This is a genomic window from Mycobacterium sp. WMMD1722 (genome assembly GCF_049315205.1).
Lineage (GTDB): Bacteria > Actinomycetota > Actinomycetes > Mycobacteriales > Mycobacteriaceae > Mycobacterium.
The window spans coordinates 2,368,627-2,394,719 of record NZ_CP186056.1 but is presented as its reverse complement, the minus strand read 5'-3'; the positions used below and the strand labels follow the sequence as shown (position 1 = coordinate 2,394,719).

Here is a 26,093-nt window from a genome sequence, read left to right as displayed (position 1 = left end):
GACATGTTCGGTGAACCGAGGGTTGCTGCGCGCCTGACGGCGATTCGGGCGGCGAGCAGCGCGGCCGCAGCGGATCCGTTGACCGCGTCGCGGGCTCTGGACGGTTCGGTCGCCGTCCGAAACAAGTGTCAGGCACCTCTCGGCGACCGGGCCGAATCACCGTCGTGGCGCTGCAGCGCGCGCCACACTCGCGCGGGCGTCATCGGTAGCTCACCGAGTCGCGCGCCGCAGGCCCGGGCGATGGCGTTGGCCAGCGCGGGCGCCACCGGGTTGTAGGGCGCTTCGCTCATCGACTTGGCTCCGCGTGGTCCGAGCTCGTCATAGGTGTCGGCGAAGTACACCTCGGTGACGGGGACGTCGGCCAGCTGTGGGATGTGATAGTTGCGGAAGTCGTGGGTGCGGACCGCCCCGTCGTCCGCGATCAGGATCTGCTCGTAGAGCGCCGAGCCGATGCCCTGGGCCACACCGCCTTCCACCTGGCCGCGGCACTGTTCGGGATTGATCAGCACACCGGCGTCGGCGGCGTGCACCGACTGCAGGATCAGTACTCGGCCGGTCTCGGTGTCCACCGCCACCCGGAACCCCTGCACGTTGAACGCCACCGACCGCGGTGCGCCGTCATGGTGGCCGTGGCCGACCAGGCCGGTGGGCAACACCGCGAAGTCAACGAACCGATCGCCGCACTGGACGCCCTGCGGACCCAGCGAGCACGCCACCACGGGTGTGCCGGTCAGCTCCGCTGCCGCCCTCAGGATCTGCCCGCGCAGCGAGCGGCAGGCCGCCGCCACCGCCCGGCCGGCCACCACGGTGCCCGCCGACCCGTATGCGCCGGTGTCGTGACCGGCTGCGTCGGTGTCGGATTGGCGCAGGGTCACGCGCTCAGCGGTGGTGTTGAATTCGGTGGCGGCCAGTTGGATGTGCACCGTCGAGGTGCCGTTGCCGAACTCCGCGGTGCCCACGCTGATCGTGTACACCCCCGCGGCGGACACCGTCACCGATGCGTCGGCGAAATGACCGCGCGGGGGGAGCGTCGCGATCATCGACAGGGCCATGCCCTCGCCGACCCGCCACTGCGGACCTTCGGGAGCCGCCCGGCCGCCGCCCGATCGCAAGGCGTTCTGCACCAGGTCCAGGCATTGGTCGAGGCCGTAGCTGCCGAACATCAGATCGTCGTGATCGGCGTGAAAATCGATGAACGGGTCGCCGGGAGTCACCACGTTGCGCCGCCGCAGCTCGAACGGATCCAGGTCGAGGCGCAGCGCCAGTTCGTCGAGCGCCGACTCGATCGCGAACCCGACCTGTCCCAACCCGTAGCCGCGGAACGCTCCCGAGGGAATGTTGTTGGTGTACACCGCCTGCGCGTCGACTCGCTTGTTCGGCACGCGGTACACCGACACGGACTCGCTACAGCCGTGGAACATCACCCCGGCGCTGTGGTTGCCGTATGCACCCGCATCGGCGAGGACGTCGATCCCCAGGGCGGTCAACACACCGTCGGGACCCGCAGCGACGGTCACGTCCACCTCGAACGGGTGTCGGCACGGTGCCGACGTGAACTGGTCGGAGCGGCTGAACTCGTAGCGCACCGGCACGCCGAGACGAAGCACCGCCAGCGCCACCACATCCTCGGTCAGCATCTCCTGTTTGGCGCCGAAACCGCCGCCCACCCGGGCGGTCAGCACCCGCACCCGAGCCGGGTCGAGCCCGAAGATGTGGCACAGCTCGTCGCGCACCAGAAACGGCACCTGAGAACTCGTCCGGATCACCAGCCGGCCGTCGGCGTCGTGCCACCCCGTGCATCCATGGGTCTCCAGATGGGCGTGCTGCACCCGCTGGGTGCGGTACCGACGGCGCACCACCGTCCCGCCGGCAGTTGTCGCGGCCGCCACCCCGGCGTCGAGATCACCCGCGCCGCCGTGCACCTCGGCGACGAGGTTGCGCGCCGGATCGGCGATCCGGGCCTCGTCGGCGTCCTTGTCCCCGTGTAGCGCCACCGCACCCGGCGCACGCGCTGCTCGCGGATCGAGCACCGCGGGCAGCTGCTCGTACTCCACGGCGATCGCCCGGCACGCGGCTTCGGCGATCGCCACGGTGTCGGCGACCACGGCGGCCACCCGCTGTCCGACGAATCGCACCGTGCGGTCGAAGACCACGGTGTCGTCCGGATCGTCGAGCCGACTCTCGTGCCGGGCGGTGGAGTACCGCACCGACGGACTGTCGCGGTAGGTCAGGATCAGGCGCACCCCCTCGATGATCTCCGCGGCACCGGTGTCGATCGAACGGATTCGGCCATGGGGTACAGAGCTTTTCAGGACAGCCAGCTGCAGCAGGCCCGGCGGTGCTTCGTCCATGGTGTACGCCTCGGTGCCGGTCACCACCCGTACCGCGGCCGGTGCGCCGACCGAGCGGCCGATACCCGACGGTCCCGTCGGCTTGTCCACGTTCACGGTGCCCTCGAGCGCGTCGGTGATCGCGCGATATCCGGTGCAGCGGCACAGGTTGCCCTTGAGGTGCTGTGGCAGGTCGGCGAGTTGCTCGTCGGTCAGTGCCGCCGCCGTGGTGATCATTCCGGCGGTGCAGAAGCCACACTGGAACCCGGCGGCGTCGAGGAATCGGCGCTGCACGGGATGCAGATCCTCCGGGGTACCGAGGCCGGCGACGGTGGTCACGGCGCGGCCGTCGGCACGCATCGCCGGATAGACGCAGGAATGCACCGCCACCCCGTCGACCAGGACCGCGCACGCGCCGCAATCACCCGCGTCACAACCCTTTTTGACCTCGACGTGGCCGTGGTCGCGCAGATAGGTCCGCAGGCACTGTCCCGGGCGGGGCGGCCCGGGCAGCGGCGTGCCGTTGACGGTGCAACTCATGAGAGCTCCCGGCACACCTGTCCGGCGAGCAGCAGCGTCATGGCCCGCCGCCAGTCCGGGTCGCCATGGGCGTCGTCGGTCCACGCGTTGTCGGGAATCGTGTCGTGAGCGGCCCGGACGTCGTCGGCGCTCGGCGGAGCCGGGAAGCGGAACACGTAGGGCCGCACCGTGGACGCCGTCACCGATAGCACGAACCCGCCACCGTCGGCCGGCTGGTCGCGGCGCCCGATCACCACCGCCGCCGACCGGCCCAGCGCCGACGGGGCCAGCTTGCGCATCGCCACCTGCCCCCGCAGCGCGGCCGCCGGAAGCAGGAGTTCCCGAACGATGTCGGTCGGCCCCAGGGCGTTGGTGCGGTCTCCCGTGACGAAACGCTCGACCGGCGTCACGGCGTCGCGACCGTCAGCTCGCCAGATACCGAGCCGGCCGTCCAGCGCGGTCGCCATCGAGATCATCGCCCCCGCCGGCAGTGACAGGCAGATGTTCCCGCCGACGGTCGCGGTGTGCCAGATCTTCGGCGAGGCCAGCAGCGCCGCACAGCACCGATGCAGCAGCGGCGCGGCCACCCAAGCCGGACGCTCGGCGCGCAACCGCGCCGACAGCGCCGAGACCTCGGTGAGAGTGCAGGTCGCGGCGAGCCGGATGCCGTCATCGTCGATCGCCACAGCGGGCCAGTGCAATCCAGTCAGGTCGATCAGCCGCCGCAGGTGGGGCTGGGGCTCGGAGAACAACCAGGTGCCGCCGGCCAAGACCGCATCGCCGGCCCGCATCGGCCACAACTCGTCCCGGTGCGAGGGCGCCCACACGTGACCGACGGTGTGCAGATCCATCTGACGACGGTAGTCACCGGGGTGACGGCACGCATCTCGATGTCACCGCGGAGTTCGATCCCCGCGCGCCGAGGTTTATCACGGCCGGGTAACGGGAACTTCCCGCTGGTCAGAGCGGGATCTTCCGGTAGGGGCGCACCATGTATCAGCATCCGCATGATGTTCGGCCCGAGAATGTGCGGCGCGATGTCGTGCGCTCCACGCTCGCCGTCGCCGTCGCCGGCGCAGGGTTTCTCCTGTTGGCCGCCGTGTGGGTGAGCACCTGTGGCGGGTCGGTGGCCGATCCACTGGCCTGCGGCGTCCCCCAGCGCACGCTCCTGTCGCTGGGCGCCCCGGCCATCTTCCTGACCGGTGCCGCTCGGGCCTTTCTGCGCACGCTGCAGCACCGCCGTCGCAGCGACGCCTGGGTGGCCTGGCAGTCCGCGGGCTGGTTCCTGATGGCTCTGACGGTGCTGGTCGTGACCACCAGCACGCCGGCGCTCGTGGGATCTGTGGTCCTTCCCTGACGTCGCGCTGACATCGGGGCCGGCACCGTTTTGTGCCGCGGGGCGCCGGGTAGGCATAGGTGTGCCCACCAAGGAGTGCTCATGAAAAGCCCCAAAGACCCCGTCGATCACGTCCGGACCACCAGGCCGCATGCCGGCGAGACGATGAAGGACACGACGAATCTCCCGGCGCTCATCCTGCTGGGCCTGGCGCTGGCATCGTTCGTCTCCGCACTCGCCGGACACGCCACGTCACACCACACCGTCGGTATCGCGTTCGGCTGCGTGTCCGCCGTCCTGCTCCTGGCCGCCGGTGGGTGGTTCTGGGCCTCCCATCGCCGAGTGCGTGACATCGAAGAGCGGTGGCACCAGGAACATCCCGACGCCCCGCGCCAGGAACCGTCCAGCTGAGCCACCGGCGTTACGCATAGCCGCAAGGCGCGGTACGCCAAAGAGGCCCAACCGAACGGAATCGGTTGGGCCTCTTGTGAACGTGAGCTACTGCTCGTTCTTCTGGCGTTCCTCGGCTGCCTTGGCGCCCGCGCGAGCCGACTCTGCCTCGGCTTCCTTCTTCGCGGCATCCTGCTGGGCATCGGCCTTGTCCTGCTGGGCTTTACCCTCGCGGACCATGTCGTCGCGGCCGGTGACCGTGCCGACAGTCTCCTTGGCCTTGCCCTTCACATCCTCGACGACGCCCTTGATGCCTTCTTCGGGACCACTGTTCTTCTCGGTCATATCCACCTCTCGTCAGCGTGATCGTGCTGGCAACGATCCTCAACGGCGGGGTGCCCGAACGCCGGAAAAGCTAAACGATCATCCCGGAAGCGTCTCGCCACCGATGGGCGCGAGGACTTCACCGCTGTAGTACGACGACATCGGCGACGCGGCGAAGAACACGTACGACGGGGCGATCTCGTCGGGTTGGGCGGCGCGGCCCATCGGCACCTGCTCGCCGAACCCTTCGGTCTTCTCCTGCTCCATCGTCGCGGGAATCAGCGGCGTCCACACCGGCCCGGGCGCGACACAGTTGACCCGGATGTTGCGCTCGGCCAGCGACTGCGCGAGGGAGTACGTCAGCGCCAGCACCGCCCCCTTGGTGGCCGAGTAGTCGATCAGCGACTTGTTGCCGCGTAACCCGTTGATCGACGCGGTGTTGATGATGGCCCCGCCGTCGGGCAGATGTGCCAGCGCCGCCTTGGTGACGTGGAAGAAGCTGTCGATGTTGACGGCGAAGGTGCGCCGCCACTGGGCGTCGCTGATGTCGCTGAGCGACTGCTGAGGATTCTGATAGGCGACGTTGTTGACGACGATGTCGATGCCGCCCAATTCGCCGACGGTCCGCTCGACCACCGTGCGGCACTGGTCGGCTTCGGCCAGGTCACCGGGCAGCCGGATGCAGGTCCGCCCGGCCGTTTCGACCAGCCGAGCGGTGTGCTCAGCGTCGTCGTCCTCGTCGAGGTAGGCGATCGCCACGTCGGCGCCCTCCTTGGCGAACGCCACCGCCACCGCGCGGCCGATGCCCGAGTCGCCGCCGGTGATCAGGGCCCGTTTACCGAGTAGCAGGTCGCGGCCGACGTACGCACGCATCTCGTCGCGCGGCCGGTCCGCCATGTCGGCAGTGTGACCGGGGTAGGGAATGACGGCGTCCGGCGTGGGTGCGGTCTCGGAGGTGGAGTCAGCCATGACCGCCCGGGTATCCGGGCCGCGGCGACGCAAACCGCCACCTGGGAGCGGCGTTCGGTCCACTTCGCGAAGCGCAGGTCATCCCGTTCAGGAAATCTCGAACGTTCGACGTTTATCGCCCAAGAGCGGGGATACGTCCCGCGCATGGCTGTGGGTGCGCGCTCGGTACTCGTGTGGCACGTCCACGGGTCCTGGCTGCAGTCCCTGGTCGCCGGTCCGCACCGCTACCTCGTCCCGGTCAACGAGGCCAAGGACGCGGCCGGCCGCGGCCTGCTGGGACGCGACTGGCCGCGCGCCGAGGAGACGCCGCTCGAGCGGCTGCGCGACGCGGACATCGATCTGGTGGTGCTGCAGCGCCCCGAAGAGATCGAGCTGGTCGAAGAATGGACCGGCCGCCGCCCGGGTGTCGACGTGCCGGCCGTCTTCGTCGAACACAATGCACCGCGGCCGTTCGCCGTCGACAGCGTGCACCCGCTGGCCGGCCGAAGCGACATCCCCATTGTTCACGTCACCGACGTCAACCGGCTGATGTGGGACAGCGGCGCAGCACCCACGCTCGTGATCGATCACGGGATCGCCGATCCGGGGCTGCAGTTCACCGGTGAGGTGCCGGCGGCCGCGACCATGATCAACGAGCCGCTGCGTCGCTGGCGCACGGTCGGCGCCGACCTGCTACCGGAATTGGCAGCGCATGCGCCGATCGACGTCTGGGGAATGCGCACAACGGAACTCGCCGAACGTGGTTGGCCGGGCGTGCAGGGGCGGGGCGACGTGACCGGACCCGAACTGCACCGGGAGGTCGCGCGCCGCAGGGTGTATCTGCACACCGCGCGCTGGACTTCTCTGGGGCTGTCCCTGCTGGAGGCGATGTTCCTCGGTATGCCGGTGGTGGCCGTCGCGGCCACCATGGCCCCATTGGTGGTACCCGCCGAGGCGGGTGTGGTGAGCGCAGATGTCAAGACCCTGGCATCCGCGACCGAAGAGTTCGTGTCGGATCTCCCCGCGGCCCTCGCCGCGGGAAAGGCGGCGCGCGATTTCGCGATGGCACATTTCTCGCTCGACCGGTTCCTCGGTGATTGGGACCGGTTGATCGACGAAATCTGTGATTGAGCCTCGCGGGAGAGGATTGCGGTGGTGAAGATCGCCATGGTTTCCGAACACGCCAGTCCACTGGCGGCCCTGGGGGGTGTCGACGCCGGCGGGCAGAACGTCCACGTCGCCGAGCTGTCCGCGGCGCTGGCGCGGCGTGGTCACGAGGTCGATGTCTACACCCGGCGCGACGATGCTGCGCTGCCCGAACGGGTCACGACGCCACAGGGATACACCGTGGTGCACGTCCCCGCGGGGCCGCCGGAGGTGTTGCCCAAGGACGACCTCCTGACCCACATGGGTCCGTTCGCTCGCCACCTCGACGAGCGCTGGCGCGACGACCGGCCGGACGTGGCGCATGCGCACTTCTGGATGTCGGGCATCGCCACCCAGTTGGCGGCGCGCCACCTGGATCTGCCCGCGGTGCAGACGTTCCATGCGCTCGGGGTGGTCAAACGCCGCCACCAGGGTGCCGACGACACCAGCCCGCAGGAGCGCCTTCGGCTGGAAGCGATGGTGGCGCGTCAGGCCTCGTGGGTCGCTGCCACCTGCACCGACGAGGTGTTCGAGCTGATGCGGTTGGGCCGCTCGCGCAATCGCACCTCGGTGGTGCCATGCGGTGTCGACCTCGACCTGTTCACTCCCGACGGCCCCAGAGCCGAGCGCACCGACCGGCATCGCATCGTCAGTGTCGGACGGTTCGTGCCGCGCAAGGGTTTCGACGTGGTGCTGCGGGCATTACCCGCGATCCCGGACGCCGAGCTGGTGCTCGTCGGCGGTCCCGACCGGGCCGATGTGGAGTCCGATCCGCAGGCCCGCCGGCTGCGTGCGCTGGCCGAACAGCTCGGTGTCGCCGATCGTTTGGTGCTGCACGGCGCGGTGGCGCGGGCGGACATGCCCGCCCTGCTGCGCTCGGCCGACGTGGTGGCCTGCACACCGTGGTACGAGCCGTTCGGCATCGTGCCCCTCGAGGCGATGGCCTGCGGTGTCCCGGTGGTGGCGGCCGCCGTCGGCGGGATGCTGGACACGGTGGTCCACGATGTGACGGGACGACTGGTCACACCCAGGCGGCACACCGAGGTGGCCGACGCCATCAATCATCTGCTGCACGACGAGTTCCTCCGTCAGAGTCTCGGCGCCGCTGGACGAGACCGGGCCAAAGCCCGCTACTCCTGGGACCGGGTCGCGGCGGACACCGAACGCATCTACGACCGCTTGGCCGCCGAGCAGTACGAACGCCCGACGGTGTCCACAGCCGCGGCGACGACCGCCTCATCGAGATGACGGTCTCACCCGGATTCCAGCACCGCGAGCGCGTTCTCGACGCGGTCGGGAAGCCGGCGGCGCCGGCCGAGCACCTGTGGCAGTCGGATGACGGCTTCACCGGCGGCCCGGGCATGTTCGGCATCACGCGCGGTGGAACCCAGCAGGGTGGCCGCGGCGCGCAGACAGTGCCCGGCCGGCCGGCGCAGCCAGGTGGTCAGCACATCGTTGCGCAGCACCCGGGCGTCCTGGGCGGCGGTCGTGGCCCGGACCTGCGAGGGCTGATGCACGGCGACCAAGCTCGGCAGATAACACAGCTGCCAGCCGAGTGCAGCCATGTCGACGGCCAACAGCATCTCCTCGCCGCGGAAGTGCAGGAGGTCCGAGAATCCCCCCGCCGCCTGGAACGCCGCCTTGCGCACGATCGCCGCACAGGACATGAAGCCCAGGATCGATGGGCCGGGAAGGTGCGGGTGTCGACCGAGCGGACTGCCGGCCAACATCGTGGAGAACTCGTCTTCTTCGTTGCGCGGCAACACGATGGTTCGCGCGGCCAGCAGACCGACCGACGGATAGGCGTCGAAGGTGTGCTCGGCGATCCGAGGTGCATCGGGTTGCCACCACGAATCGTCGTCGCAGAAAGCGACGTACGGGGTACGGGCGGCGGCCACACCGACGTTGCGGCCGGCGGCGCCCCGGTTGGTGGTCAGCTCGATCAGCTGCACCCGATCCGCCGCGGAGTCGGCGATGCGTCGGACGGCCACGGCCGAATCGTCACGCGAGTCGTTGTCGACCACCACGACGGGACAGCCGGTGGTGTCGAGCAGCCGCTCGACCACCGAGGTCAACTCGTCGGCGCGGTTGCGACTGGCGATGACGAACGTCGTTCTCGGCGCGTCTTTCCGGCGCGTCATCCGTTGTCCCATGGTCGTCGTCCGTACCCGCGACCCCGCACCGCAAACGGCGTTTGCAAGATCAACCCGGGGGTATGTCGGCGAGGTGTGTGAGATCGACCGGGATTTCGCGAGTAACGCGGGATGCCCACTGCGACAGGAATATCCGACGACCTAGGGGAACCGATGCGCATACTCGGGATCAATGCGGTGTTCCACGATCCGGCGGCCGCCCTGGTGGTCGACGGTCAGATCGTGGCCGCCGCCGAAGAGGAACGCTTCTCCCGCCGTAAGCACGGCAAACAAGCCGTGCCGTTCTCGACCTGGGAGCTGCCGGTGCAGGCGGCGCGCTGGTGTCTGGAGCAGGCCGGGCTGACCGCGGCCGACCTGGACGCCGTCGGCTACTCCTACGACCCGCGGCTGATGGACGAAACCACCGAGGGCATGGCCGGTCTGGACCGGGACTGGGAGTACCTGCGCACGCTGTACGCCGAGCGGGCACCCCGCTTCCTGCAGTCGGCGTTGCCCGGGCTGGACCCGGACATCGTGCGGCACGTCCGCCACCACGTCGCGCACGCGGCATCCAGCGCGTTGGCCTCACCACACCCCGACTGCGCCGTACTGGTGGTGGACGGCCGCGGGGAACGCGCCTCGATGCTGGCGGGCGCCTACCACGACACCAAGCTCGATGTGCTTGCCACCCAGTCGCTTCCGCACTCGCTGGGACTGTTCTACGAGGAACTCACCGAACACCTGGGATTCGCCCGCTCCAGCGACGAGTACAAGGTGATGGCCATGGCGTCCTACGGAACCCCGCGCTTCGCCGACCGGTTCCGCGAACTGGTGTACGCGACCGGCGACGGCGAATTCCGCACCGAGGGTGTGGACTGGGAGTCGTTCACCCCCAAGCGCGACGCCGGCGCGGGCAAGGGCCACGCCCTGGACCGGCCCGATCCCGAACACGCCGATCTGGCCTGCAGCGTGCAACAGGTGGTCGAAGAGGTGCTGCTCGACCTGGTCGGCTGGTTGCGTGCCCAGACCGACGCCGACAGCCTGTGCTTGGCCGGCGGGGTGGCGCTGAACTGCGTGGCCAACTCGAAGATCTTCACCAGGGGCGGTTTCGAGCGGGTGTGGGTGCAGCCCGCCGCCGGGGATTCCGGAACCGCGCTCGGCGCCGCGCTCTCGCTGGCCGGTGAGGCCGGGGAACCGATCACCCCGATGCCGTCGGCAGCCCTCGGACGCGGCTGGTCGGACCGGGAGATCGAGGCGGTGCTGCGTGAGGCGGCCGTGCCGTTCGAGCGCCCGGACGACTTCGCGGCCGCCGTCGGTGACGCACTGGCCGACGACAAGCTGATCGGCTGGTTCCAGGGTCGTTCGGAGTTCGGCCCCCGCGCGCTGGGCAACCGGTCGCTGCTGGCCGACCCGCGCCGCATCGAGAACCTCGAACGGCTCAACACCGTCAAGGGGCGCGAGCAGTTCCGGCCGGTGGCGCCGATGGTGCTGGCCGAACGCGCGGCCGAGATCTTCTCGGGTGGGCCGATTCCGAGCCCGTACATGCTGTTCGTACACGAGGTCGCCGACGCGTGGCGCTCGCGGATCCCGGCCGTCACCCATGTCGACGGCACGGCGCGCATCCAGACCGTGCACACCGACCAGCCGCTTCTGCACGCCACGATCACGAGATTCGCCGAACGCACCGGTGTCCCGGTGGTCGTCAACACCAGCTTCAACACCGCCGGGCGGCCCATGGTGGACAGCCCCCGCGATGCGCTCGAATGCTTCGGCAGCAGCCCGATCGACATCCTGGCAATCGGTCCGTTTCTGGTGCGGAGGTCCGGGTGAGCGACGCCGCCGTGATCGAGTACACGATCGTCATCCCGACGACCGGACGTCCCTCGGTGCGCCGGTTGGTGGCCGAGATCGCCGGTCAGGCAGGTCCCAACCCGGTTGCGGTCCTGATCGTCGACGATCGAGCAGAACCCACCCCGCCGCTGCAGTTCGACGTCCCGCTGCCGGTCACCGTGTTGCGCAGTGGTGGACGCGGACCCGCCGCCGCTCGCAACGTCGGTTGGCGCGCCGCCGCCACCGAGTGGATCGCCTTCGTGGACGACGATGTTGTGCCGCAGTCGGATTGGCGCCGGCGACTACCGGCTGACCTGGCGGCGGCCGAGGCCGAGGGCGCCGCCGGATCCGAGGCGGTGATCGAGGTGCCCGCCACGCCCGGCCGGCGCGCCAGCGACGACGAGCGGCGCACCCAGCGACTCGCCGACGCTCAGTGGATCACCGCCGATATGGCCTACCGGCGTTCGGCACTGGTCGAGGTGGGCGGCTTCGACGAGCGGTTCCCACGGGCATACCGTGAGGATTCCGACATTGCGCTGCGAATCACGTCTCAGGGCAACACGATCGCGCAGGGCTCGCGGCGCTCGACGCACCCGGTCGCCGCGGCGTCGCTACTGAGCAGTGTGCGCGCCCAGATCGGCAATCGGGACAATGCCTTGCTGCGCCGCAAGTTTGGTCGCCGTTGGCGTGCGGCCATCGGGGAAGGGCCCGGCCGGCTGCCCGCCCACACGGCGACCACGACCGCTGCGGTCGTCGCGGTGTTCGCGGCAGTCGCGGGCAGACCGCGCACGGCCGGGGTGGCTGCCGGCGTGTGGGCGGCGATGACCGGCGAATTCGCGGCGCGCCGGTTCCTGTCCGGTCCCCGCACGCTGGCCGAGGCCGGGCGAATGACGCTCACCAGCGCGCTGATTCCGCCGGTCGCGCTGTATCACCGGATGCGCGGCGAATGGGCCTACCGCGGGGCGCGTCGTGATCCGCCGCTGGCGGTGCTGCTGGACCGCGACGACACGATCATCGTGGATTCGCCCTACCTCAACGATCCGGCCGGGGTGAAGCCGATGCCCGGCGCGGTCGAGGCACTGACCCGGTTGCGGGACCGGGGACTGCTGCTGGCGATCGTCAGCAACCAGTCCGGCGTGGCCAAGGGATTGATCACCGGCGACCAGCTCGCCGCCGTCAATGCGCGGGTGGATGCCGAACTCGGCCCCTTCGACTCCTGGCAGATCTGCGTCCACGATGCCGGTGACGGCTGCGGCTGTCGCAAGCCGGCGCCGGGCATGGTCCAGGCCGCGGCCGCCGAGCTCGGTGTCGCACCCCAGCGCTGCGTGATGATCGGCGACACCGGTGGTGACGTCAACGCGGCGCTGTCCGCGCGGGCGGACGCCGTCCTGGTGCCGACCGATCGCACACTCTCCCAGGAGGTCTGGGAGGCGCGTGAGCGGGCCAGGGTGGCCGCGACGCTGACGGATGCGGTGGAACTCGTGCTGCGGGATTGCCGATGAGCGCTTGCAGGAAGAAGGCCTTGGTCGCCCGGCTCGACAGTGCGGGGGACGTATTGATCACCGGGCCGGCGGTGCGTGCGGTGGCGGCGTGTCACGACCAGGTCACCTTCCTGGCCGGACCGCGGGGCCGAGCCGCCGCCGAGCTCCTGCCGGGCGTCGATGAGATCATCGAATGGCAGGCGCCCTGGGTCGATTTCGACTCACCAGAACTCACCGCCGGTCACGTCGACGACCTGATCAAGCAGCTCCGCGACATCCGCGCGGACCGGGTGTACATCTTCACCTCGTTCCACCAGTCGCCGCTGCCGCTCGCGCTGATCTGCCGGATGGCGTCGATCCCCTGGGTGGGGGCGATCTGCGAGGACTACCCGGGCACCCTGCTGGATCTGCGGCATCACGTCGAATCCGGTATCCCCGAGCCCGAACGGGCGCTGTCGCTGGCGAAGGCGGGCGGCTGCGAGCTGCCCGGCGACGATGACGGATCGCTCCGGGTGCGGTCGGCGCCGCCACTTCCCGACGACATCGCCGCGCTGATCGGGACCGAGCCGTATGTGGTGTTCCATCCCGGCGCGGCGGTGCCGGCCCGCCGCCCCAGCGCCGAACGCAGTGCGGCGATGGTGGCCGCCCTCGCGGCGGCCGGGCACCGCGTCGTCGTCACCGGGGATGTCGCCGAGACCGAGCTGACGCGGACCGTGGCCGCCGATGTGGCGACCGACCTCGGCGGGCGCACGGATCTGCCCGCACTGGCCGGACTGTACGAACACGCCCGGGCGGTGATCGTTCCCAACACCGGTCCGGCGCATCTCGCCGCCGCAGTGGGTGCCCCGGTGGTGTCGCTGTTCGCGCCCGTGGTGCCGTCGTCGCAATGGAGTCCGTACGGGCGCACCGTGATCCGGCTCGGCGATCAGAGCGCCCCGTGCCGTCTCACCCGGGCCCGCCGCTGTCCGGTACCTGGCCATCCGTGTCTGGACGGCATCACCGACATCGAACTCCTCGATGCGGTCGATCGAATCGGAGGACGGCAATGATCGAGACCCACATCGGTGCGCTGACCGAGGCGCTCGAACGCATCGGCCGCGAGACACCCCGGCTGACCGCATGGGGCAGACAGCTTGCCGAAGTCCTGACCTCGGGCGGCCGGCTGCTGGCCTGCGGTAACGGTGGTAGCGCCGCGGAAGCCCAGCATCTCACCGCCGAACTCGTCGGGCGGTTCAAGGACGAACGAAGGCCGCTCTCGGCGATCTCGCTGCACGCGGACACCTCCGCGCTGACGGCGATCGCCAACGACTACGGCGTAGCGGAGATCTTCGCGCGTGGAGTCCGCGCCCACGGCCGGCCCGGCGATGTGCTCATCGCGTTGTCCACCAGCGGTACCAGCCCGAACGTGCTGGCCGCGGTCAAGGCGGGCCACGAGATCGGTATGACGTCGTGGGCTCTGACCGGCCCGGCGCCCAACCCGCTGGCCGCGATGTGCGACGACGCGATCTGCGTCGAGGCCGCGACGACGGCCACCGTGCAGGAGATCCACCTGCTGTGCGTGCACGCGCTGTGCATCGCACTCGACGACGTGCTGGAGGTCTCCCATGGCTGAGGTCTCGGGCCGGAGCGCGGGCCGTCCGTTGGTGATCGTCGGAGATTCGATGCTCGACGTCGACATCGAGGGCAGCGCCACCCGGCTCAGCCCCGAGGCGCCGGTGCCCGTCGTCGACGCGGAACGGGTGTGGCACCGCCCCGGCGGCGCCGGTCTGGCGGCGGTACTCGCCGCACGCGTGGACCGCGACGTCGTCCTGGTGACCGCCCTGGGCGACGACAACGACGGCAGGGCGCTCGCCGCGCTGCTCACCGAGGCGGGGGTGCGCGTCGTCGCGCTGCCGCTCACCGGGGGCACGCCCTGCAAGACCAGGATCCGCGCCGGCGGCCAGTCCATGCTGCGGCTCGACCACGGTGACGGCACCGCCGCGGGCGGCGAGCTGTCGGCCGAAGTCGCCGATGCGCTCAACCGGGCCCGCGCGGTCTGCGTCGCCGACTACGGCCGCGGCGTCACCGCGCACACCGGTATGCGGGAACTGCTGGCCGAGATCGCCGAGCGGACCCCGGTGGTGTGGGACCCGCACCCGCGGGGCGCCGCCCCGGTGGCCGGCTGCTGGTTGGTGACGCCGAATCAGTCCGAGGCCGAACGCTTCTCCGAACGCGGCGACAGCGACGCGCACTCGGCCGAACGACTCCGGCAGCGCTGGCGCGCCGACGCGGTGTGCGTGACGCTCGGCGCCGGGGGCGCGGTGCTGGCCAGCCAGGCGGGCAGTGTGCATGTTCCGGTACCGGCCGCCGCCGGCGCGGGCACCGGCCGGCGCGACACCTGCGGTGCCGGCGATCGGTTCGCGGTGGCCGCGACCCAGGCCTTCGGCGCCGGCGACGACGCCACGGCCGCGGTGACCGCTGCGGTCGAGGCGGCCAGCCGCTTCGTCAACACCGGCGGAGCGGTCGGGGTCTCCCGCGCCGTCTGCGTCGAAAGCCGCACGGCGGCAACACAGTCAGCCGCTCTGACCGGTGACGTGACCGAGGTCCGTGACCGGCTGCGCAGGCGGGGTGGGACCCTGGTCGCCACCGGCGGGTGCTTCGACCTGCTGCACACCGGCCATGTGCGGCTGCTGCACCAGGCCCGCCAGCTCGGCGACGCCCTGATCGTGCTGCTGAACTCCGACGCCTCCGTGCGGGCCCTGAAGGGTCCGAGTAGACCGGTGATGGCCGCCGAGGACCGGGCCAGGGTGCTGGCGGCGCTGGCATGCGTCGACGCGGTGGTGATCTTCGGCGAGCCCTCACCGGAGCAGGCGCTGGAACGTCTCCGACCCGACATCTGGGTCAAAGGGGGCGACTACACCGAGAGCGACCTCCCGGAAGCCGGCGTGGTACGCCGGCACGGCGGCGAGGTGGTGCTGCTGCCCACCGTCGCCGGCTATTCCTCATCGAATCTGATCGCCGCCGCGCGATCCTGACGACAGGAGCAATCCATGACAACCCGACTCGGCAACGTCCTGATCACCGGTGGAGCCTCGGGACTCGGACTGGCAACAGTGAAAGCCGTTGTCGCACATGGCGGGAAACCACTCGTGCTCGACGTCAACCCGTTGCCGGCCGAGCTGGGCGACGACGTCGCCTACACCCAGTGCGACCTCGCCGACACCGGCGCAGTCGACGAGGCGGTGCGCGGCCTGGCCGAGCAGGTCGACGGCCAACTCGACGGGGTGTTCACCGCCGCGGGCACCGACGCCTGCGGAAAGCTCGACGACGTCGCGGTCAAGGACTGGGAACGCGTCATCCACGTCAACCTGCTGGGAACCGCCGCGGTGGTGCGCTCGGCGCTGCCGTATCTGAAGGTGACCGGCGGCCGGATCGTCACCTGCGCGTCCACGTTGGGCATCAAGGCCGTCAGCGACGCCACCGCGTACTGCGCATCGAAGTTCGGCGTCGTCGGTTTCAGCCGCGCGCTGGCCGCGGAACTGGCCGGTGAGGTCGGTGTGACCACGCTGATCCCGGGCGGGATGCACACCGCGTTCTTCGACAACCGTCTCGACCAGTACAAGCCGCCGCCGGACGCCAAATTGAACCAGCCGGAGAACGTCGCGGAGACGGTGGTCTTCGCGCTGTGCCAGCCGCCCGGGAGCGAGATTCGCGAATTGGTGGTGTGTGCGCCGACCGAGTCCTCGTGGCCGTGACCGATCGGGTGGTGGTGCTGCGGGCGCTGGGGCTGGGCGATCTGCTCACCGGTGTGCCGGCACTGCGGGGTCTGCGCCGGGCCCGGCCGGACGCCGAGATCGTGCTGGCCGCCCCGCAGCGCTACGCAGCGCTGGCGAAGCTCACCGGCGCGGTGGACGTCGTGGCCCCGACCCCGGGGCTGGGGCGGCTGAGCACCGACCTGAGCCGGCCGGCCCTCGCGGTGAATCTGCACGGAAGCGGGCCGGAGAGTATCGCCGATTTGCTGGCCCTGCAGCCGGATTCACTGCTGAGCCACCGGCACGAGGCGTTCGGGGATCTACCCGGACCGCCGTGGCGGGCCGACCTCCACGAGGTGGACCGGTGGTGTGCCCTGCTGGCGACGGCCGGCATGTCCTGTGACCCCACGGATCTGAGGATCTCGCCGCCGGCGGAGTCCGACCGGCCCGCTGTGGTGGTCATCCACCCCGGTGCGGCGTCGCCGGCCCGCAGGTGGCCGGCGGACCGCTTCGCCGCCGTGGCTCGAGCCATGCACGACGCCGGACACGACGTCGTCGTCACCGGTGACCGCAGCGAGGCGGACCTTGCCCTCTCGGTCGTCCGGCAGGCCGGGCTGCCCGACTCGGCCCTCCTGGCGGGGCGGCTGGACCTGCTCGAACTGGTCACCCTGATCGCCGGCGGCCACCTGCTCATCTGCGGTGACACCGGTGTCGCGCACATCGCGACGGCCACCGGGACCCCGTCGGTGCTGCTGTTCGGACCCACCCCGCCGAGCCGGTGGGGTCCGCGCACAGCCGGTCGGCACATCGTGCTGTGGGCCGGCGAGAGCGGAGATCCGCACGCGGGCGAACCGCACACCGGATTGCTGCGCATCACCACTGCTGCGGTACTCGACGCCGCGGAATCGCCGCACCGCGCACGGGTGTGACAACGCCGCGTCAGCCGGATTTCGCGACCCGGCGGATGAGGGTGGCGGTGCTCTTCTCGAGGATCGCCTGGCGCTCCTGCGGGCGGGTGGCTCTCTCGGCGCGCCGCGCACCCGCTGAGATCGTCAGGCCCGCTTCGTAACCCGCGACCACGCGAGGGTCCACATAGGACGCGCGGGCCACCGCGGGGGTGTTGCCAAGCGCCTCGGACACCTCTTTCATGACCGCCGATTCGACCCGTTTGATCACCTTCTTGTCGACCGGTGGGTCGGCGTCGACGAACGCCGCGGCCGCGAGCACCGTGCCGTGCCAGGTGCGCAGATCCTTGACCGAGTACTCGTCACCGACGATCTCCTTGAAACGCGCGTTCAAGTCGTCGGAGTGGATGTCGGTCCATTCGGTGCCCTTGCGGCAGGACAGGAATCGCCCGGTCTTGTCCGGCCGGCGCAGCAGTGCCCGTACCGACCGCACCACCTCGGGGTCGTCGATGAGCAGCGTGCGACGGACGCCGCTCTTGGCCGGGTAGTCGAACTCCACCGCTTGACGCTGCAGCGATACGTGCTCACACAACAGGGTCGAGATCCCGTAGGACTGATTCTCCTCGGCATAGATGTCGCCCCCGGCGCGGAAGTAGCCCAGATCGAGCAGATGCAGCGCGACCGCGAGGACCCGGTCGCGGTCCAGACCCCGCCTGCTCAGGTCTGCGGCGATCCGCTGACGCATCTCCGGCAGCGCCCGGGACATCTGCAGAACGCGGTCGAACTTCTCCTCGTTGCGCTCTTCCTGCCACTGCTGGTGATAGAGGTACTGGCGGCGCCCCGCGGCGTCGGTGCCCACGGCCTGGATGTGCCCGTTGGCGTAGGGGGAGATCCACACCTTCTTCCAGGCGGGCGGAATCACCAGCTCGTTGATCCGGTCGATCGTCTTCTGGTCGGTGACGGCCTCGCCGTTGTGATCGCGATAGGAGAAGCCCTTGCCACGCCGGACCCGGGTCAGCCCGGGTCCGGTGACTACGCTGCGCCGAAGTCGCATACCCGCCGGCCCGGCCGCGAGATGTGGTGTTTCGCACCAGCGCGCGCCGGGGTATGGGAGGCAGACCATGAGCAGCGGCGGCCGGCGACCTGATTCATGACCGGGTGTTACCCGGTCGAAAGTCCAGTTACACGTACTACCTGCGGCTTCCCCGTGTACCGATGGCCGGTCGTGTTCCGGGCTGGGGTAGTCTCGCTTCGATATGTCGGGAGGTCAGATGGCCGAGGTCGGTAACTCACACGACGGTCAGGTAGGTGCCGACCGGTCCGTGGAGCTCAGGGTCGCAGCGAAGCTGGAGAACCTCGCAGTGCTGCGCACCCTGGTCGCTGCGGTCGGAACGTTCGAGGATCTGGACTTCGATGCTGTCTCGGATCTGCGGCTGGCGGTCGACGAGGCCTGCACCCGGCTGATCCGTTCGGCGGTGCCGGACTCCACGCTGATGGTCGTCGTCCACCCGCGCGAGTCCGAAGTCGTCGTCGACGCCTCGACGACGTGCCAGACCTCCGACATCCTCGCACCGGGCAGCTTCAGCTGGCACGTGCTGAGCTCGCTCACCGACGAGGTCCGCACCTTCTCCAACGGCACCGGCCCCGGCGACGGCCCGGTCTTCGGTATCTCCATGACGACGAGACGAGCGAGTTCGCTGCGGTGACACCGTCGTCCTCCCAGGGTTCGTCGCCACGACAGAACTCTGAATACTCGGACGTGGCCGAGATGTTCCGGGTACTGCAGGGCCTGGAGGCGGACACTCCCAAATTCCAGCGTCAGCGTGACCGCATCGTCGAACGCTGTCTTCCGCTGGCCGATCACATCGCCCGGCGCTTCGACGGCCGCGGTGAACCCCGCGACGACCTCGTGCAGGTCGCTCGGGTGGGCCTGGTGAACGCGGTGATCCGCTTCAACGTCGACGCCGGTTCGGATTTCGTGTCGTTCGCGGTGCCGACCATCATGGGTGAGGTCCGTCGGCATTTCCGGGACAACAGCTGGTCGGTGAAGGTGCCGCGCCGCTTGAAGGAGCTGCATCTGCGGCTCGGTTCGGCGACGGCCGAACTGTCGCAGCGGCTGGGCCGGGCGCCGACGGCCTCCGAGCTGGCCGAAGAACTGGGGATGGACCGCGACGAGGTCGTCGAGGGACTGGTCGCCGGGAGTTCGTACAACACCCTGTCCATCGACAGCGGCGGCAACAGCGGAAACGAGGACGCCCCCGCGATCGCCGACACGCTCGGCGACGTGGACACCGGACTCGACCAGATCGAGAACCGCGAGGCGCTGCGCCCGCTGCTCGCCTCACTGCCGGAGCGGGAACGCACCGTACTGCTGCTGCGCTTCTTCGAGAACCTCACCCAGACGCAGATCGCCGAACGGGTGGGCATCTCCCAGATGCATGTGTCCCGGCTGCTGGCCAAATCACTGGCCAAACTCCGCGACCAGCTGCAGTAGCGGTCCCGACCCGGTCAGGGCCAACCGAGCTGAGTGTCCCACGCCGGCCCGGCCCCCGGTGCGTCGTCGAGGGTGACGGTCGCCTGGATCAGGCCGTACGGCCGGTCGTCGGCGTGGAACACCTCGTTGCGATTCTCCAGGCCGAACGGCTCCAGGTCGTAGCGGAAGTGGTGTTTGTTGGGTGCCGACAGCCGTACCTCGACGATGTCGGGATGGTGCGCGAGCACCGCTGCGCCCATCTCGAAGAGCGTCTGCTGCAACGCCAGCGAGTGGACCTCGGCGAACTGGGTGAGCAACTGCGTCTTGACGCCGGCATAGACGCCGTCCCAGTCGATGCCCTCGACCGACCGGAATCGCCACCGGGCCGTCAGCGACGTGGCCATCACCCGGTCGTGGGTCGGTTCGAGCACCGTATAGGGATCGGTGAGGAAGCCGGCGAACTCCGAGCCGGTGGACTTCAGGATGGTCAGGTCCTTGAGACCGCCGACCACCCATTCGCCGGTCGAGTCGACGGTGACGGTGGCGGTGCGGACCTCCTGGCCGCTGCGGACCCAGGTGTGATCGTGTTCGCTGCCCTCGACGACGACGCGTTGCCAGCTGTGTTCGTCGATCTCGACCCGCGCGAACTCGACAGGTTCGATGTCGCGGACGAAGTGGCGGGCCAGCGCCAGTCCGTATTCTTCGATGCCGGCCAACCCGGGATCTTTGGCGTAGGCGTAGGCCGTCTGCTTCTGGGTGTCGGTCGGCAACACAGCGGACTGGTCGCCGCGCAGGTGGGCGTTCCCGAAATCGCCTCGCAGACAGGTGGACACGGTGACGTCGCGGATCTCGTGGCGGGGGGTGTCGCGGTAGATCCGGACGATCCGGTTCTCGGCCTTGCCGTACTGGTTGGGGCCGAGGATGATCTCGGACACGGCGCATCAACTCCCGCGGTAGGTCGAGTAGGCGTACGGCGACAGCAGCAGCGGCACGTGATACCGGCCGCCGGAATCGGTGATGTCGAAGGCGACGACCACCTCGGGATAGAACGCGGCGACACCGTGAGACGCGAAATACGCCGCGGTGTCGAAGCGCAGCCGGTGCACGCCGGTGGCCGCGCCGGTGAACAGGTCACCGATTCGGCCGTCGTCGTCGGTGCGGCCCTCGGCCAGGATCGTCCCCGCCGCGTCGGTCAGTACGACGGGGACGTGCGCGGCGGGCCGCCCGGTGACCGCGTCGAGGACATGGGTGCTCAGGTGTGTCATGAGATCTCCGGTTCACTCAGCAGCCGCCACAGCCGAAGCCGGTTGATCTTGCCCAACTCCGTGCGCAGCACCCGGCGTTCGGTCGCCGCGTCGTTGCCCAGCCGCTCATGGAGCACGGTGAGGAGTTCCTCGGCCGAGCGGCCGTTCGCGGCCACGAGATACACGTGGCCGAAGCGCGCTTCGTACCGGCGGTTCGCCGCGGCCAGTCGCCCTCTCAGCTCGGTGTCCGCATCGGCGACCGCGGACTGTTCGCGGGCCGAGGATGGATTGTCGGGGCGGGCGCCGATCCGTGGGTGGCCGTCGAGCGCCACGAGCAGTTCGTCGTCGGGCAGGGCGTCGAGCACCTGGTCGGCCCGGGTCAGCAACGCCTCGGCATCGTCGAACGGTGCACCCGCCAGCATGTCGCGCACCCAGCGGGGCGAAGCGCACACCGCCGACAGCAGTGCGGCGCGATCGGCGTCGCTGCACCCGCTCAGGCGGGCATTGAAGCCGACGATATCCGGCGTCCGGTCCGGGGACGTCACCGCTCCAGGATCCGGCAGGTTCACACTGTTCGCATGTCGATTCGCGTGACGGCGGCCGGCGTGCTGCTCGCGGCCGGAGCAGGCACCCGCTTCGGGATGCCGAAAGTACTTGCCGCCGAGGGGGAGTGGCTGCGCATCGCGGTCCGCGCGCTGGACCGCGGGGGCTGCGGCGACGTCATCGTGGTGTTGGGTGCCGCGATCGTCGAGGTGCCCGAACCCGCACGTGCGGTGGTGGCCGGCAACTGGGCCGACGGACTGAGCGCGTCGGTGCGCGCCGGACTCCTGTCCGCCGGTGATGCCGACGTCGCGGTGCTGCACACCGTCGACACCCCCGATATCGGCGCCGCGGCGGTGCGCCGGGTGCTGGCGGCCAACCGCGGCGGCATCTCGCGGGCGGTGTACGGCGGCAGGCCGGGTCACCCCGTCGCGGTGGCCAAGCGGCATTGGCCGGCCCTGCTCGAAACGCTCACCGGCGACGAGGGGGCGCGGCCGTTCCTGCGGGGGCGCTCCGACGTCACCCGCGTCGAATGCGGCGATCTGGCCTCCGGAGCGGATGTCGACCAGATCGGGACCTGATCGTCAGCCCCAGCAGTCGGTGTTGGGACGCCGCAGTCCGAGGGAGACCCTGCTCTTGAGCGTCAGGTCGGACCCGGCCACGGGGCGCTGGTAGCAGACGTACCAGTTGGTGGGATTCGCGATCTCCTGGCGGGGACCCGTGGTGTTCCACACGCTGAGCGTGATCGGCGCGCTGTCGGTCGTCGAGGCCACCGTGTCCACGGCGCCCTGCAGAGTCATGCCGATGAAATCGGGCATCTCCCAGGTCTGGGCATCCTGGGCCGCGGCCGCGCCGGCCATACTCACCGCCATGGCCGGCGCCATCAGCATGGCTCCGATCGTCGCACCTAGCCGCTTACGCATCAATACTCATTCCCCTCGAGTCGGTCCCCGGCCCGCCGAACTTACTACGCCCGTGCCCAGAAGTCGGGCATAGGCACCGAATCGTCACCGAAACGGGGTCAGTGGGCCGGCAGCGTCATTCCGAGCGCGCCGCCGGCGAATCGGCGGACGGCATCGGCGGCGATGCTAGCCGCATCGTCGTGGCCCGGACGCGCTCGGGTGGCCAGCCGGGCGGTGCCGGTATCGAGGGTGATCTCGGCCAGGAGTTCACCGGTGGTGGGCTCGCACACCGCCCATGAATAGCGGACGTCGGACAGCCACTGGGCGCTGCACCGCGTCACATAGTCGTCATCGGTTTCGCCGAGGTCGGCCAGCGCCGGCCGGTCGTCGATCAACTCATCGGCCCGCAGCGCCCGCAGGTACCAGGCGCCGGCGTTGATCTCGACCGGTTGCATGCCGGGATGGTACCGAGCGCACCTGGCGTTGGCCCGTACGCACGGCGTCCGACGCGACGGCGATGCACCATTGATCATCACCTCGACGACAGGAGAGCCATGCCCACGATCCAGACCAGCGACGGTGTCGAGATCTTCTACAAGGACTGGGGTTCCGGACAGCCGATCGTGTTCAGTCACGGCTGGCCGTTGTCCGCCGACGACTGGGACGCCCAGTTGCTGTACTTCCTGGATCAGGGTTACCGCGTCGTCGCCCACGACCGCCGCGGTCACGGTCGCTCGACGCAGGTCGCGGACGGTCACGACATGGACCACTACGCCGACGACCTCGCCGCCGTCGTCGAACACCTCGACCTGCGCGACGCGATCCATGTCGGCCACTCGACCGGCGGCGGCGAGGTGGTGCGCTACCTCGCCCGGCACGGCCAACAGCGGGCCGCCAAAGCCGCGCTGCTGTGCGCCGTGCCGCCGCTGATGGTCAAGACCGACGCCAACCCCGAGGGGTTGCCCAAAGACGTCTTCGACGACCTCCAGGCCCAGTTGGCCGCGAACCGTTCGGAGTTCTACCGCGCACTTCCGTCGGGGCCCTTCTACGGCTTCAACCGCCCGGGGGCCGAACCATCGGAGGCGATCATCGCGAATTGGTGGCGGCAGGGCATGATGGGCGGCGCCAAGGCGCATTACGACGGGATCGTCGCGTTCTCCCAGACCGACTTCACCGAAGACCTCGGGAAGATCACCCTTCCGGTGCTGGTGATCCACAGCGAGGACGATCAGATCGTGCCCTATGTGGCTTCGGGTCCCAAGACCGCCGATCTCCTGGTCAACGGAACGCTCAAGAGTTACCAGGATCTCCCGCACGGACTGCCGACGACCCATGCCGACGTGATCAACCCGGAACTGCTGGCGTTCTTCCGATCCTGACGTCTCAGCGGTCGGTGAGCAGCGCCTCGAACGCCACCCGGTCACCGCGGTAGAGCGCCCGGACGACCTCGATGGGGTCGTCCGCGGCGTCCACCGTGCGCCGGTTGAGCATCAGGACCGGCATGGCGGTGGTGGTGCCCAGCAGCGCCGCCTCGCGCGGTGACGGCAGCGCCGTCTCCACCCGCTCCAGGGCCGCGTGGAACCGGACACCGGATCCGCGGATCGCCGCGTAGAGCGACGTGGCCGGGTCGAAGGTGTCGCGCAGCCATCCGAACCGCTGCCCGGGCAGGTAGGTGCTCTCCAGGCCGATGCGCTCACCGTCGGCCAGCAGTATCCGTTCCAGGTGCATCACCGTCGAACCCGGTGCGACGCCGAGCGCGGCGGCCAGGTCGGCGTCGGCGTCGATGTCCTCCCACGAGACCAGCACGCGGCCCGGGGTCCGGCCCATCCGCTCGGCGCCCTCGGTGTAGGAACGCAGTGACAGCGGTTGGACCAGCTTCGGTCGCGACACCACGGTGCCGCGACCGCGACGTTCGATGCGGCCCTCGACCAGCAGTTCGTGCAGCGCCTGGCGCACGGTCTCGCGCGCAACGCCGAAGCGGGCCGCCAGTTCTCGCTCGGCGGGCACGGCGTCACCGATCTGCAGTTCGGCGAGCAACAGATCGAGTTCGGTGCGGATCAGGTGCGCCTTGCGGTGCGCCTTGCGGTGCGGCGGCGGGGCGCCGACCACGCCGGTCACCGGGTCCGCCGCGCGGCCACCCGGGCGGCGAGCGCAACGACCGCCTCGAGATCGGCACCTTGGGCCGACGGATCCTTGGCCGCGTCGTCGTAACGGCGCAGTCGCAAGGCGTCCGGCCACCACGGATCGGCCGCGAAGACGGGGTCCGCGGCGGCGCCACCTTGGGCCCGCAGCGACGCCACCGACACCGGCGACAGTCCGGCCGCGTAACCCGGGTCGGTGGCCGCCAGAAATCTCTTCGCCGCGACATGGGCCCCCGCCAGCCAGCCGACCCGCTCGCCGAAGCGCGGGGTCAGCCAATCCCGGGCGACGCGGTCGTGCGCCGCCGAAGTCCCCGCCAGCAACGGGCTGTGGCCCACGTCGTGCAGCGCCGCGGCGAGGACCAGTTCGTCGTCCGCGCCGTCGGCGATGGCCCGCGCGGCCGACTGCAATGCATGGTCGAGTTCGTCGACCGCCTCCTCGTCCCAGACGCCGCGCAGTGAGGCGAGCAGCTGAGCTGTCTCCTGTCGAATCGACATGCCCGCAGCCTAGCAAGAATTGGTCTATACCAATCGTTCACCTTCCGTTCCCCGTGCGACCACCCACCCGACGGCGCACCGTCGCCCGACGGCGGCAGGGTCGCCGCCCATGCGCGTCATCGTCATCGGAGGCGGAATCCTGGGAACCACCCATGCCCTCGAAGCGGTGCGCCGCGGACATGAGGTCCTGCAGCTGGAACGTGAGACCGAGGCCCGCGGCGCCACGGTGCGCAACTTCGGGCTGGTGTGGGTGTCCGGCCGGAGCGCCGGTGAACTGGCCACGGCACTGCGCGCGCGCGAGCTGTGGGAGCGGCTCGGCGCGCTCGTCACGGGCGTCCAGTTCCGGGCAGCCGGATCGCTCACGCTGTTGCGCACCTCGGATGAGGTGGCCGTGGCCGAAGAGGCCGCCGGCCGCACCGACGCCGCCGCACGGGGTTTCACCCTCCTCGACGCCGAGGCGGCCCGGCGCATCAATCCGGCCTTACGCGGGAAGTTCGTTGCGGCCCTGCACTGTTCGACCGACGCCGTGGTGGAGTCCCGGCAAGCACTCCCGGCGATCCGCGAGTACCTGGCGGCCAGCGGGCGCTACACGTTCCGCGCGGGCGTCGAGGCGCGCGCCGTGGCGGGGTGCACCGTCCGCGACGACCAGGGCGGCCGTCACGACGGCGACCTCGTCGTCGTCTGCGCCGGTGCCGCGCACGGCGGCCTGGTCCGTGAGATCGCCGGTGCGCTGCCGGTGCGCCGGGTCCGACTGCAGATGATGCAGACCGCCCCCCTGGGCGAGGCGTTGACCACCGCGATCGCCGACGGTGACAGCATGCGGTACTACCCGGGCTTCGCCGGGCCGGCGCTGAACGACCTCCACAAGCGACAGCCGCAGGATCCGACCGCGGGCGCGCACCACATGCAATTGCTGTGCGTGCAGCGGTCACACGGCGGCCTCACCATCGGCGACACCCACGAATACGCCGAACCGTTCGCCTTCGACGTCTCCGAGGGCCCGTACTCGTATCTGAGCGGCGTGGTGGAGGAACTCCTCGGCCGCACTCTGCCGCCCGTCGTGCGGCGATGGGCCGGCGTGTACAGCCAGTGCGTCGACCCGGGTGAACTGGTATGCCGCACCACGCCCGCCGAGGGACTGGTCGTGGTGACCGGACCGGGCGGCCGCGGAATGACCCTCGCGCCGGCGATCGCCGAGCGCACCGCCGACCTCGCCGGACTATGAC

29 protein-coding genes are annotated in these 26,093 nt (G+C 70.1%); 16 read left to right on the top strand and 13 right to left on the bottom strand.

The window, feature by feature from the left end; translation table 11 throughout:
- Nucleotides 1-128 precede the first annotated feature (128 nt).
- Both ACN27E_RS11385 and ACN27E_RS11380 read right to left on the bottom strand, forming a co-directional pair.
- Complete coding sequence (locus tag ACN27E_RS11385) at nucleotides 129-2,870, bottom strand: molybdopterin-dependent oxidoreductase (protein ID WP_422749126.1); 2,742 nt, start codon at nucleotides 2,868-2,870, stop codon at nucleotides 129-131.
- Nucleotides 2,867-3,700 (bottom strand): FAD binding domain-containing protein, encoded by an 834-nt coding sequence (locus tag ACN27E_RS11380; RefSeq protein WP_422749124.1) that lies wholly within the window; start codon nucleotides 3,698-3,700, stop codon nucleotides 2,867-2,869. Before ACN27E_RS11380 ends, ACN27E_RS11385 begins: the two co-directional genes overlap by 4 nt.
- Before the next feature lie 140 nt (nucleotides 3,701-3,840).
- Here ACN27E_RS11380 and ACN27E_RS11375 point away from each other — a divergent pair, with 140 nt between their 5' ends.
- Both ACN27E_RS11375 and usfY read left to right on the top strand, forming a co-directional pair.
- Nucleotides 3,841-4,206, top strand: a complete 366-nt coding sequence (locus ACN27E_RS11375; protein ID WP_422749122.1) for a hypothetical protein — start codon at nucleotides 3,841-3,843, stop codon at nucleotides 4,204-4,206.
- Between the two features lie 81 nt (nucleotides 4,207-4,287).
- Complete coding sequence (gene usfY, locus ACN27E_RS11370; protein WP_422749120.1) at nucleotides 4,288-4,596, top strand: protein UsfY; 309 nt, start codon at nucleotides 4,288-4,290, stop codon at nucleotides 4,594-4,596.
- Nucleotides 4,597-4,683: 87 nt separating this feature from the next.
- Here the strand turns inward: usfY and ACN27E_RS11365 are convergent, their stop codons facing one another.
- Both ACN27E_RS11365 and ACN27E_RS11360 read right to left on the bottom strand, forming a co-directional pair.
- Nucleotides 4,684-4,920, bottom strand: coding sequence for a CsbD family protein (locus ACN27E_RS11365; protein ID WP_422749119.1), 237 nt, complete (start codon nucleotides 4,918-4,920; stop codon nucleotides 4,684-4,686).
- 78 nt (nucleotides 4,921-4,998) lie between these two features.
- Complete coding sequence (locus tag ACN27E_RS11360) at nucleotides 4,999-5,868, bottom strand: SDR family oxidoreductase (RefSeq protein WP_422749118.1); 870 nt, start codon at nucleotides 5,866-5,868, stop codon at nucleotides 4,999-5,001.
- 144 nt (nucleotides 5,869-6,012) lie between these two features.
- Here ACN27E_RS11360 and ACN27E_RS11355 point away from each other — a divergent pair, with 144 nt between their 5' ends.
- Nucleotides 6,013-6,978 carry a glycosyltransferase gene (locus ACN27E_RS11355; RefSeq protein WP_422749116.1) on the top strand — a complete coding sequence of 322 codons (966 nt, stop codon included), beginning with the start codon at nucleotides 6,013-6,015 and terminating at the stop codon, nucleotides 6,976-6,978.
- 24 nt (nucleotides 6,979-7,002) lie between these two features.
- Nucleotides 7,003-8,241: a glycosyltransferase gene (locus ACN27E_RS11350; protein WP_422749114.1), complete on the top strand. Its 1,239-nt coding sequence runs from the start codon at nucleotides 7,003-7,005 to the stop codon at nucleotides 8,239-8,241.
- Between the two features lie 5 nt (nucleotides 8,242-8,246).
- Here the strand turns inward: ACN27E_RS11350 and ACN27E_RS11345 are convergent, their stop codons facing one another.
- Complete coding sequence (locus tag ACN27E_RS11345; protein ID WP_422749112.1) at nucleotides 8,247-9,134, bottom strand: glycosyltransferase family 2 protein; 888 nt, start codon at nucleotides 9,132-9,134, stop codon at nucleotides 8,247-8,249.
- Between the two features lie 165 nt (nucleotides 9,135-9,299).
- Between ACN27E_RS11345 and ACN27E_RS11340 the strand changes: the two genes are divergently transcribed.
- The 7 genes from ACN27E_RS11340 to ACN27E_RS11310 are packed head-to-tail and all read left to right on the top strand — an operon-like array spanning nucleotide 9,300 to nucleotide 17,096.
- On the top strand, nucleotides 9,300-10,955 hold the full coding sequence (locus tag ACN27E_RS11340; protein ID WP_422749111.1) for a carbamoyltransferase: 1,656 nt from the start codon (nucleotides 9,300-9,302) through the stop codon (nucleotides 10,953-10,955).
- On the top strand, nucleotides 10,952-12,457 hold the full coding sequence (locus ACN27E_RS11335; RefSeq protein ID WP_422749109.1) for an HAD-IIIA family hydrolase: 1,506 nt from the start codon (nucleotides 10,952-10,954) through the stop codon (nucleotides 12,455-12,457). Before ACN27E_RS11340 ends, ACN27E_RS11335 begins: the two co-directional genes overlap by 4 nt.
- On the top strand, nucleotides 12,454-13,485 hold the full coding sequence (locus tag ACN27E_RS11330) for a glycosyltransferase family 9 protein (protein ID WP_422749107.1): 1,032 nt from the start codon (nucleotides 12,454-12,456) through the stop codon (nucleotides 13,483-13,485). Before ACN27E_RS11335 ends, ACN27E_RS11330 begins: the two co-directional genes overlap by 4 nt.
- Nucleotides 13,482-14,048 (top strand): D-sedoheptulose-7-phosphate isomerase, encoded by a 567-nt coding sequence (locus ACN27E_RS11325; protein ID WP_422749105.1) that lies wholly within the window; start codon nucleotides 13,482-13,484, stop codon nucleotides 14,046-14,048. The genes ACN27E_RS11330 and ACN27E_RS11325 overlap by 4 nt, the downstream gene beginning before the upstream one ends.
- Entirely contained in the window at nucleotides 14,041-15,450 is a 1,410-nt protein-coding gene (locus ACN27E_RS11320; RefSeq protein ID WP_422749103.1) for a PfkB family carbohydrate kinase, read from the top strand. The genes ACN27E_RS11325 and ACN27E_RS11320 overlap by 8 nt, the downstream gene beginning before the upstream one ends.
- A 15-nt stretch (nucleotides 15,451-15,465) precedes the next feature.
- The gene (locus ACN27E_RS11315; protein WP_422749101.1) at nucleotides 15,466-16,170 is read left to right on the top strand and encodes an SDR family oxidoreductase; all 705 of its coding nucleotides are present in this window, start codon (nucleotides 15,466-15,468) and stop codon (nucleotides 16,168-16,170) included.
- Nucleotides 16,161-17,096, top strand: coding sequence for a glycosyltransferase family 9 protein (locus tag ACN27E_RS11310; protein WP_422749099.1), 936 nt, complete (start codon nucleotides 16,161-16,163; stop codon nucleotides 17,094-17,096). Before ACN27E_RS11315 ends, ACN27E_RS11310 begins: the two co-directional genes overlap by 10 nt.
- Before the next feature lie 10 nt (nucleotides 17,097-17,106).
- On the opposite strand, the gene ACN27E_RS11305 is transcribed toward ACN27E_RS11310, so the two are convergent.
- Nucleotides 17,107-18,126, bottom strand: coding sequence for a DNA topoisomerase IB (locus tag ACN27E_RS11305; RefSeq protein ID WP_422749097.1), 1,020 nt, complete (start codon nucleotides 18,124-18,126; stop codon nucleotides 17,107-17,109).
- Nucleotides 18,127-18,343: 217 nt separating this feature from the next.
- Between ACN27E_RS11305 and ACN27E_RS11300 the strand changes: the two genes are divergently transcribed.
- Together ACN27E_RS11300 and ACN27E_RS11295 are read left to right on the top strand one after the other, a co-directional pair.
- Nucleotides 18,344-18,778: an ATP-binding protein gene (locus ACN27E_RS11300; protein WP_422749095.1), complete on the top strand. Its 435-nt coding sequence runs from the start codon at nucleotides 18,344-18,346 to the stop codon at nucleotides 18,776-18,778.
- Complete coding sequence (locus tag ACN27E_RS11295) at nucleotides 18,775-19,566, top strand: RNA polymerase sigma factor SigF (protein WP_422749093.1); 792 nt, start codon at nucleotides 18,775-18,777, stop codon at nucleotides 19,564-19,566. The genes ACN27E_RS11300 and ACN27E_RS11295 overlap by 4 nt, the downstream gene beginning before the upstream one ends.
- 14 nt (nucleotides 19,567-19,580) lie before the next feature.
- Here the strand turns inward: ACN27E_RS11295 and pucL are convergent, their stop codons facing one another.
- From pucL to uraD, 3 genes are read right to left on the bottom strand one after another with little or no spacing between them, the layout of a single operon-like run.
- Complete coding sequence (pucL, locus tag ACN27E_RS11290; protein WP_422749092.1) at nucleotides 19,581-20,480, bottom strand: factor-independent urate hydroxylase; 900 nt, start codon at nucleotides 20,478-20,480, stop codon at nucleotides 19,581-19,583.
- Nucleotides 20,481-20,486: 6 nt separating this feature from the next.
- On the bottom strand, nucleotides 20,487-20,810 hold the full coding sequence (uraH, locus tag ACN27E_RS11285) for a hydroxyisourate hydrolase (RefSeq protein WP_422749090.1): 324 nt from the start codon (nucleotides 20,808-20,810) through the stop codon (nucleotides 20,487-20,489).
- Nucleotides 20,807-21,334 carry a 2-oxo-4-hydroxy-4-carboxy-5-ureidoimidazoline decarboxylase gene (uraD, locus tag ACN27E_RS11280; protein WP_422749088.1) on the bottom strand — a complete coding sequence of 176 codons (528 nt, stop codon included), beginning with the start codon at nucleotides 21,332-21,334 and terminating at the stop codon, nucleotides 20,807-20,809. Before uraD ends, uraH begins: the two co-directional genes overlap by 4 nt.
- 33 nt (nucleotides 21,335-21,367) lie before the next feature.
- Between uraD and ACN27E_RS11275 the strand changes: the two genes are divergently transcribed.
- On the top strand, nucleotides 21,368-21,910 hold the full coding sequence (locus ACN27E_RS11275) for a nucleotidyltransferase family protein (RefSeq protein WP_422749086.1): 543 nt from the start codon (nucleotides 21,368-21,370) through the stop codon (nucleotides 21,908-21,910).
- Nucleotides 21,911-21,913: 3 nt separating this feature from the next.
- On the opposite strand, the gene ACN27E_RS11270 is transcribed toward ACN27E_RS11275, so the two are convergent.
- Together ACN27E_RS11270 and ACN27E_RS11265 are read right to left on the bottom strand one after the other, a co-directional pair.
- Complete coding sequence (locus tag ACN27E_RS11270) at nucleotides 21,914-22,252, bottom strand: hypothetical protein (RefSeq protein ID WP_422749084.1); 339 nt, start codon at nucleotides 22,250-22,252, stop codon at nucleotides 21,914-21,916.
- Between the two features lie 98 nt (nucleotides 22,253-22,350).
- Nucleotides 22,351-22,686 (bottom strand): hypothetical protein, encoded by a 336-nt coding sequence (locus tag ACN27E_RS11265; protein ID WP_422749083.1) that lies wholly within the window; start codon nucleotides 22,684-22,686, stop codon nucleotides 22,351-22,353.
- A 99-nt stretch (nucleotides 22,687-22,785) separates the two neighbouring features.
- On the opposite strand from ACN27E_RS11265, the gene ACN27E_RS11260 reads away from it, so the two are divergent.
- On the top strand, nucleotides 22,786-23,610 hold the full coding sequence (locus ACN27E_RS11260) for an alpha/beta fold hydrolase (protein WP_422749081.1): 825 nt from the start codon (nucleotides 22,786-22,788) through the stop codon (nucleotides 23,608-23,610).
- Between the two features lie 4 nt (nucleotides 23,611-23,614).
- Here the strand turns inward: ACN27E_RS11260 and ACN27E_RS11255 are convergent, their stop codons facing one another.
- Nucleotides 23,615-24,340: a GntR family transcriptional regulator gene (locus ACN27E_RS11255; RefSeq protein ID WP_422749813.1), complete on the bottom strand. Its 726-nt coding sequence runs from the start codon at nucleotides 24,338-24,340 to the stop codon at nucleotides 23,615-23,617.
- A 5-nt stretch (nucleotides 24,341-24,345) separates the two neighbouring features.
- Entirely contained in the window at nucleotides 24,346-24,867 is a 522-nt protein-coding gene (locus ACN27E_RS11250) for an HD domain-containing protein (protein WP_422749079.1), read from the bottom strand.
- A 109-nt stretch (nucleotides 24,868-24,976) separates the two neighbouring features.
- Here ACN27E_RS11250 and ACN27E_RS11245 point away from each other — a divergent pair, with 109 nt between their 5' ends.
- Nucleotides 24,977-26,092 (top strand): TIGR03364 family FAD-dependent oxidoreductase, encoded by a 1,116-nt coding sequence (locus ACN27E_RS11245; protein ID WP_422749077.1) that lies wholly within the window; start codon nucleotides 24,977-24,979, stop codon nucleotides 26,090-26,092.
- Nucleotide 26,093 lies beyond the last annotated feature (1 nt).

Coding starts and splice junctions, on each gene's coding strand:
- ACN27E_RS11315 (WP_422749101.1), top strand. CDS start 15,466: ATGACAACCCGACTCGGCAACGTCCTGATCACCGGTGGAGCCTCGGGA.
- ACN27E_RS11275 (WP_422749086.1), top strand. CDS start 21,368: ATGTCGATTCGCGTGACGGCGGCCGGCGTGCTGCTCGCGGCCGGAGCA.
- ACN27E_RS11330 (WP_422749107.1), top strand. CDS start 12,454: ATGAGCGCTTGCAGGAAGAAGGCCTTGGTCGCCCGGCTCGACAGTGCG.
- ACN27E_RS11360 (WP_422749118.1), bottom strand. CDS start 5,868: ATGGCTGACTCCACCTCCGAGACCGCACCCACGCCGGACGCCGTCATT.
- ACN27E_RS11245 (WP_422749077.1), top strand. CDS start 24,977: ATGCGCGTCATCGTCATCGGAGGCGGAATCCTGGGAACCACCCATGCC.
- ACN27E_RS11260 (WP_422749081.1), top strand. CDS start 22,786: ATGCCCACGATCCAGACCAGCGACGGTGTCGAGATCTTCTACAAGGAC.
- ACN27E_RS11345 (WP_422749112.1), bottom strand. CDS start 9,134: ATGACGCGCCGGAAAGACGCGCCGAGAACGACGTTCGTCATCGCCAGT.
- ACN27E_RS11320 (WP_422749103.1), top strand. CDS start 14,041: ATGGCTGAGGTCTCGGGCCGGAGCGCGGGCCGTCCGTTGGTGATCGTC.
- ACN27E_RS11305 (WP_422749097.1), bottom strand. CDS start 18,126: ATGCGACTTCGGCGCAGCGTAGTCACCGGACCCGGGCTGACCCGGGTC.
- uraH (WP_422749090.1), bottom strand. CDS start 20,810: ATGACACACCTGAGCACCCATGTCCTCGACGCGGTCACCGGGCGGCCC.
- usfY (WP_422749120.1), top strand. CDS start 4,288: ATGAAAAGCCCCAAAGACCCCGTCGATCACGTCCGGACCACCAGGCCG.
- ACN27E_RS11385 (WP_422749126.1), bottom strand. CDS start 2,870: ATGAGTTGCACCGTCAACGGCACGCCGCTGCCCGGGCCGCCCCGCCCG.
- ACN27E_RS11265 (WP_422749083.1), bottom strand. CDS start 22,686: ATGCAACCGGTCGAGATCAACGCCGGCGCCTGGTACCTGCGGGCGCTG.
- ACN27E_RS11365 (WP_422749119.1), bottom strand. CDS start 4,920: ATGACCGAGAAGAACAGTGGTCCCGAAGAAGGCATCAAGGGCGTCGTC.
- ACN27E_RS11355 (WP_422749116.1), top strand. CDS start 6,013: ATGGCTGTGGGTGCGCGCTCGGTACTCGTGTGGCACGTCCACGGGTCC.
- ACN27E_RS11325 (WP_422749105.1), top strand. CDS start 13,482: ATGATCGAGACCCACATCGGTGCGCTGACCGAGGCGCTCGAACGCATC.
- ACN27E_RS11375 (WP_422749122.1), top strand. CDS start 3,841: ATGTATCAGCATCCGCATGATGTTCGGCCCGAGAATGTGCGGCGCGAT.
- ACN27E_RS11300 (WP_422749095.1), top strand. CDS start 18,344: ATGGCCGAGGTCGGTAACTCACACGACGGTCAGGTAGGTGCCGACCGG.
- ACN27E_RS11380 (WP_422749124.1), bottom strand. CDS start 3,700: ATGGATCTGCACACCGTCGGTCACGTGTGGGCGCCCTCGCACCGGGAC.
- ACN27E_RS11270 (WP_422749084.1), bottom strand. CDS start 22,252: ATGCGTAAGCGGCTAGGTGCGACGATCGGAGCCATGCTGATGGCGCCG.
- ACN27E_RS11340 (WP_422749111.1), top strand. CDS start 9,300: ATGCGCATACTCGGGATCAATGCGGTGTTCCACGATCCGGCGGCCGCC.
- ACN27E_RS11250 (WP_422749079.1), bottom strand. CDS start 24,867: ATGTCGATTCGACAGGAGACAGCTCAGCTGCTCGCCTCACTGCGCGGC.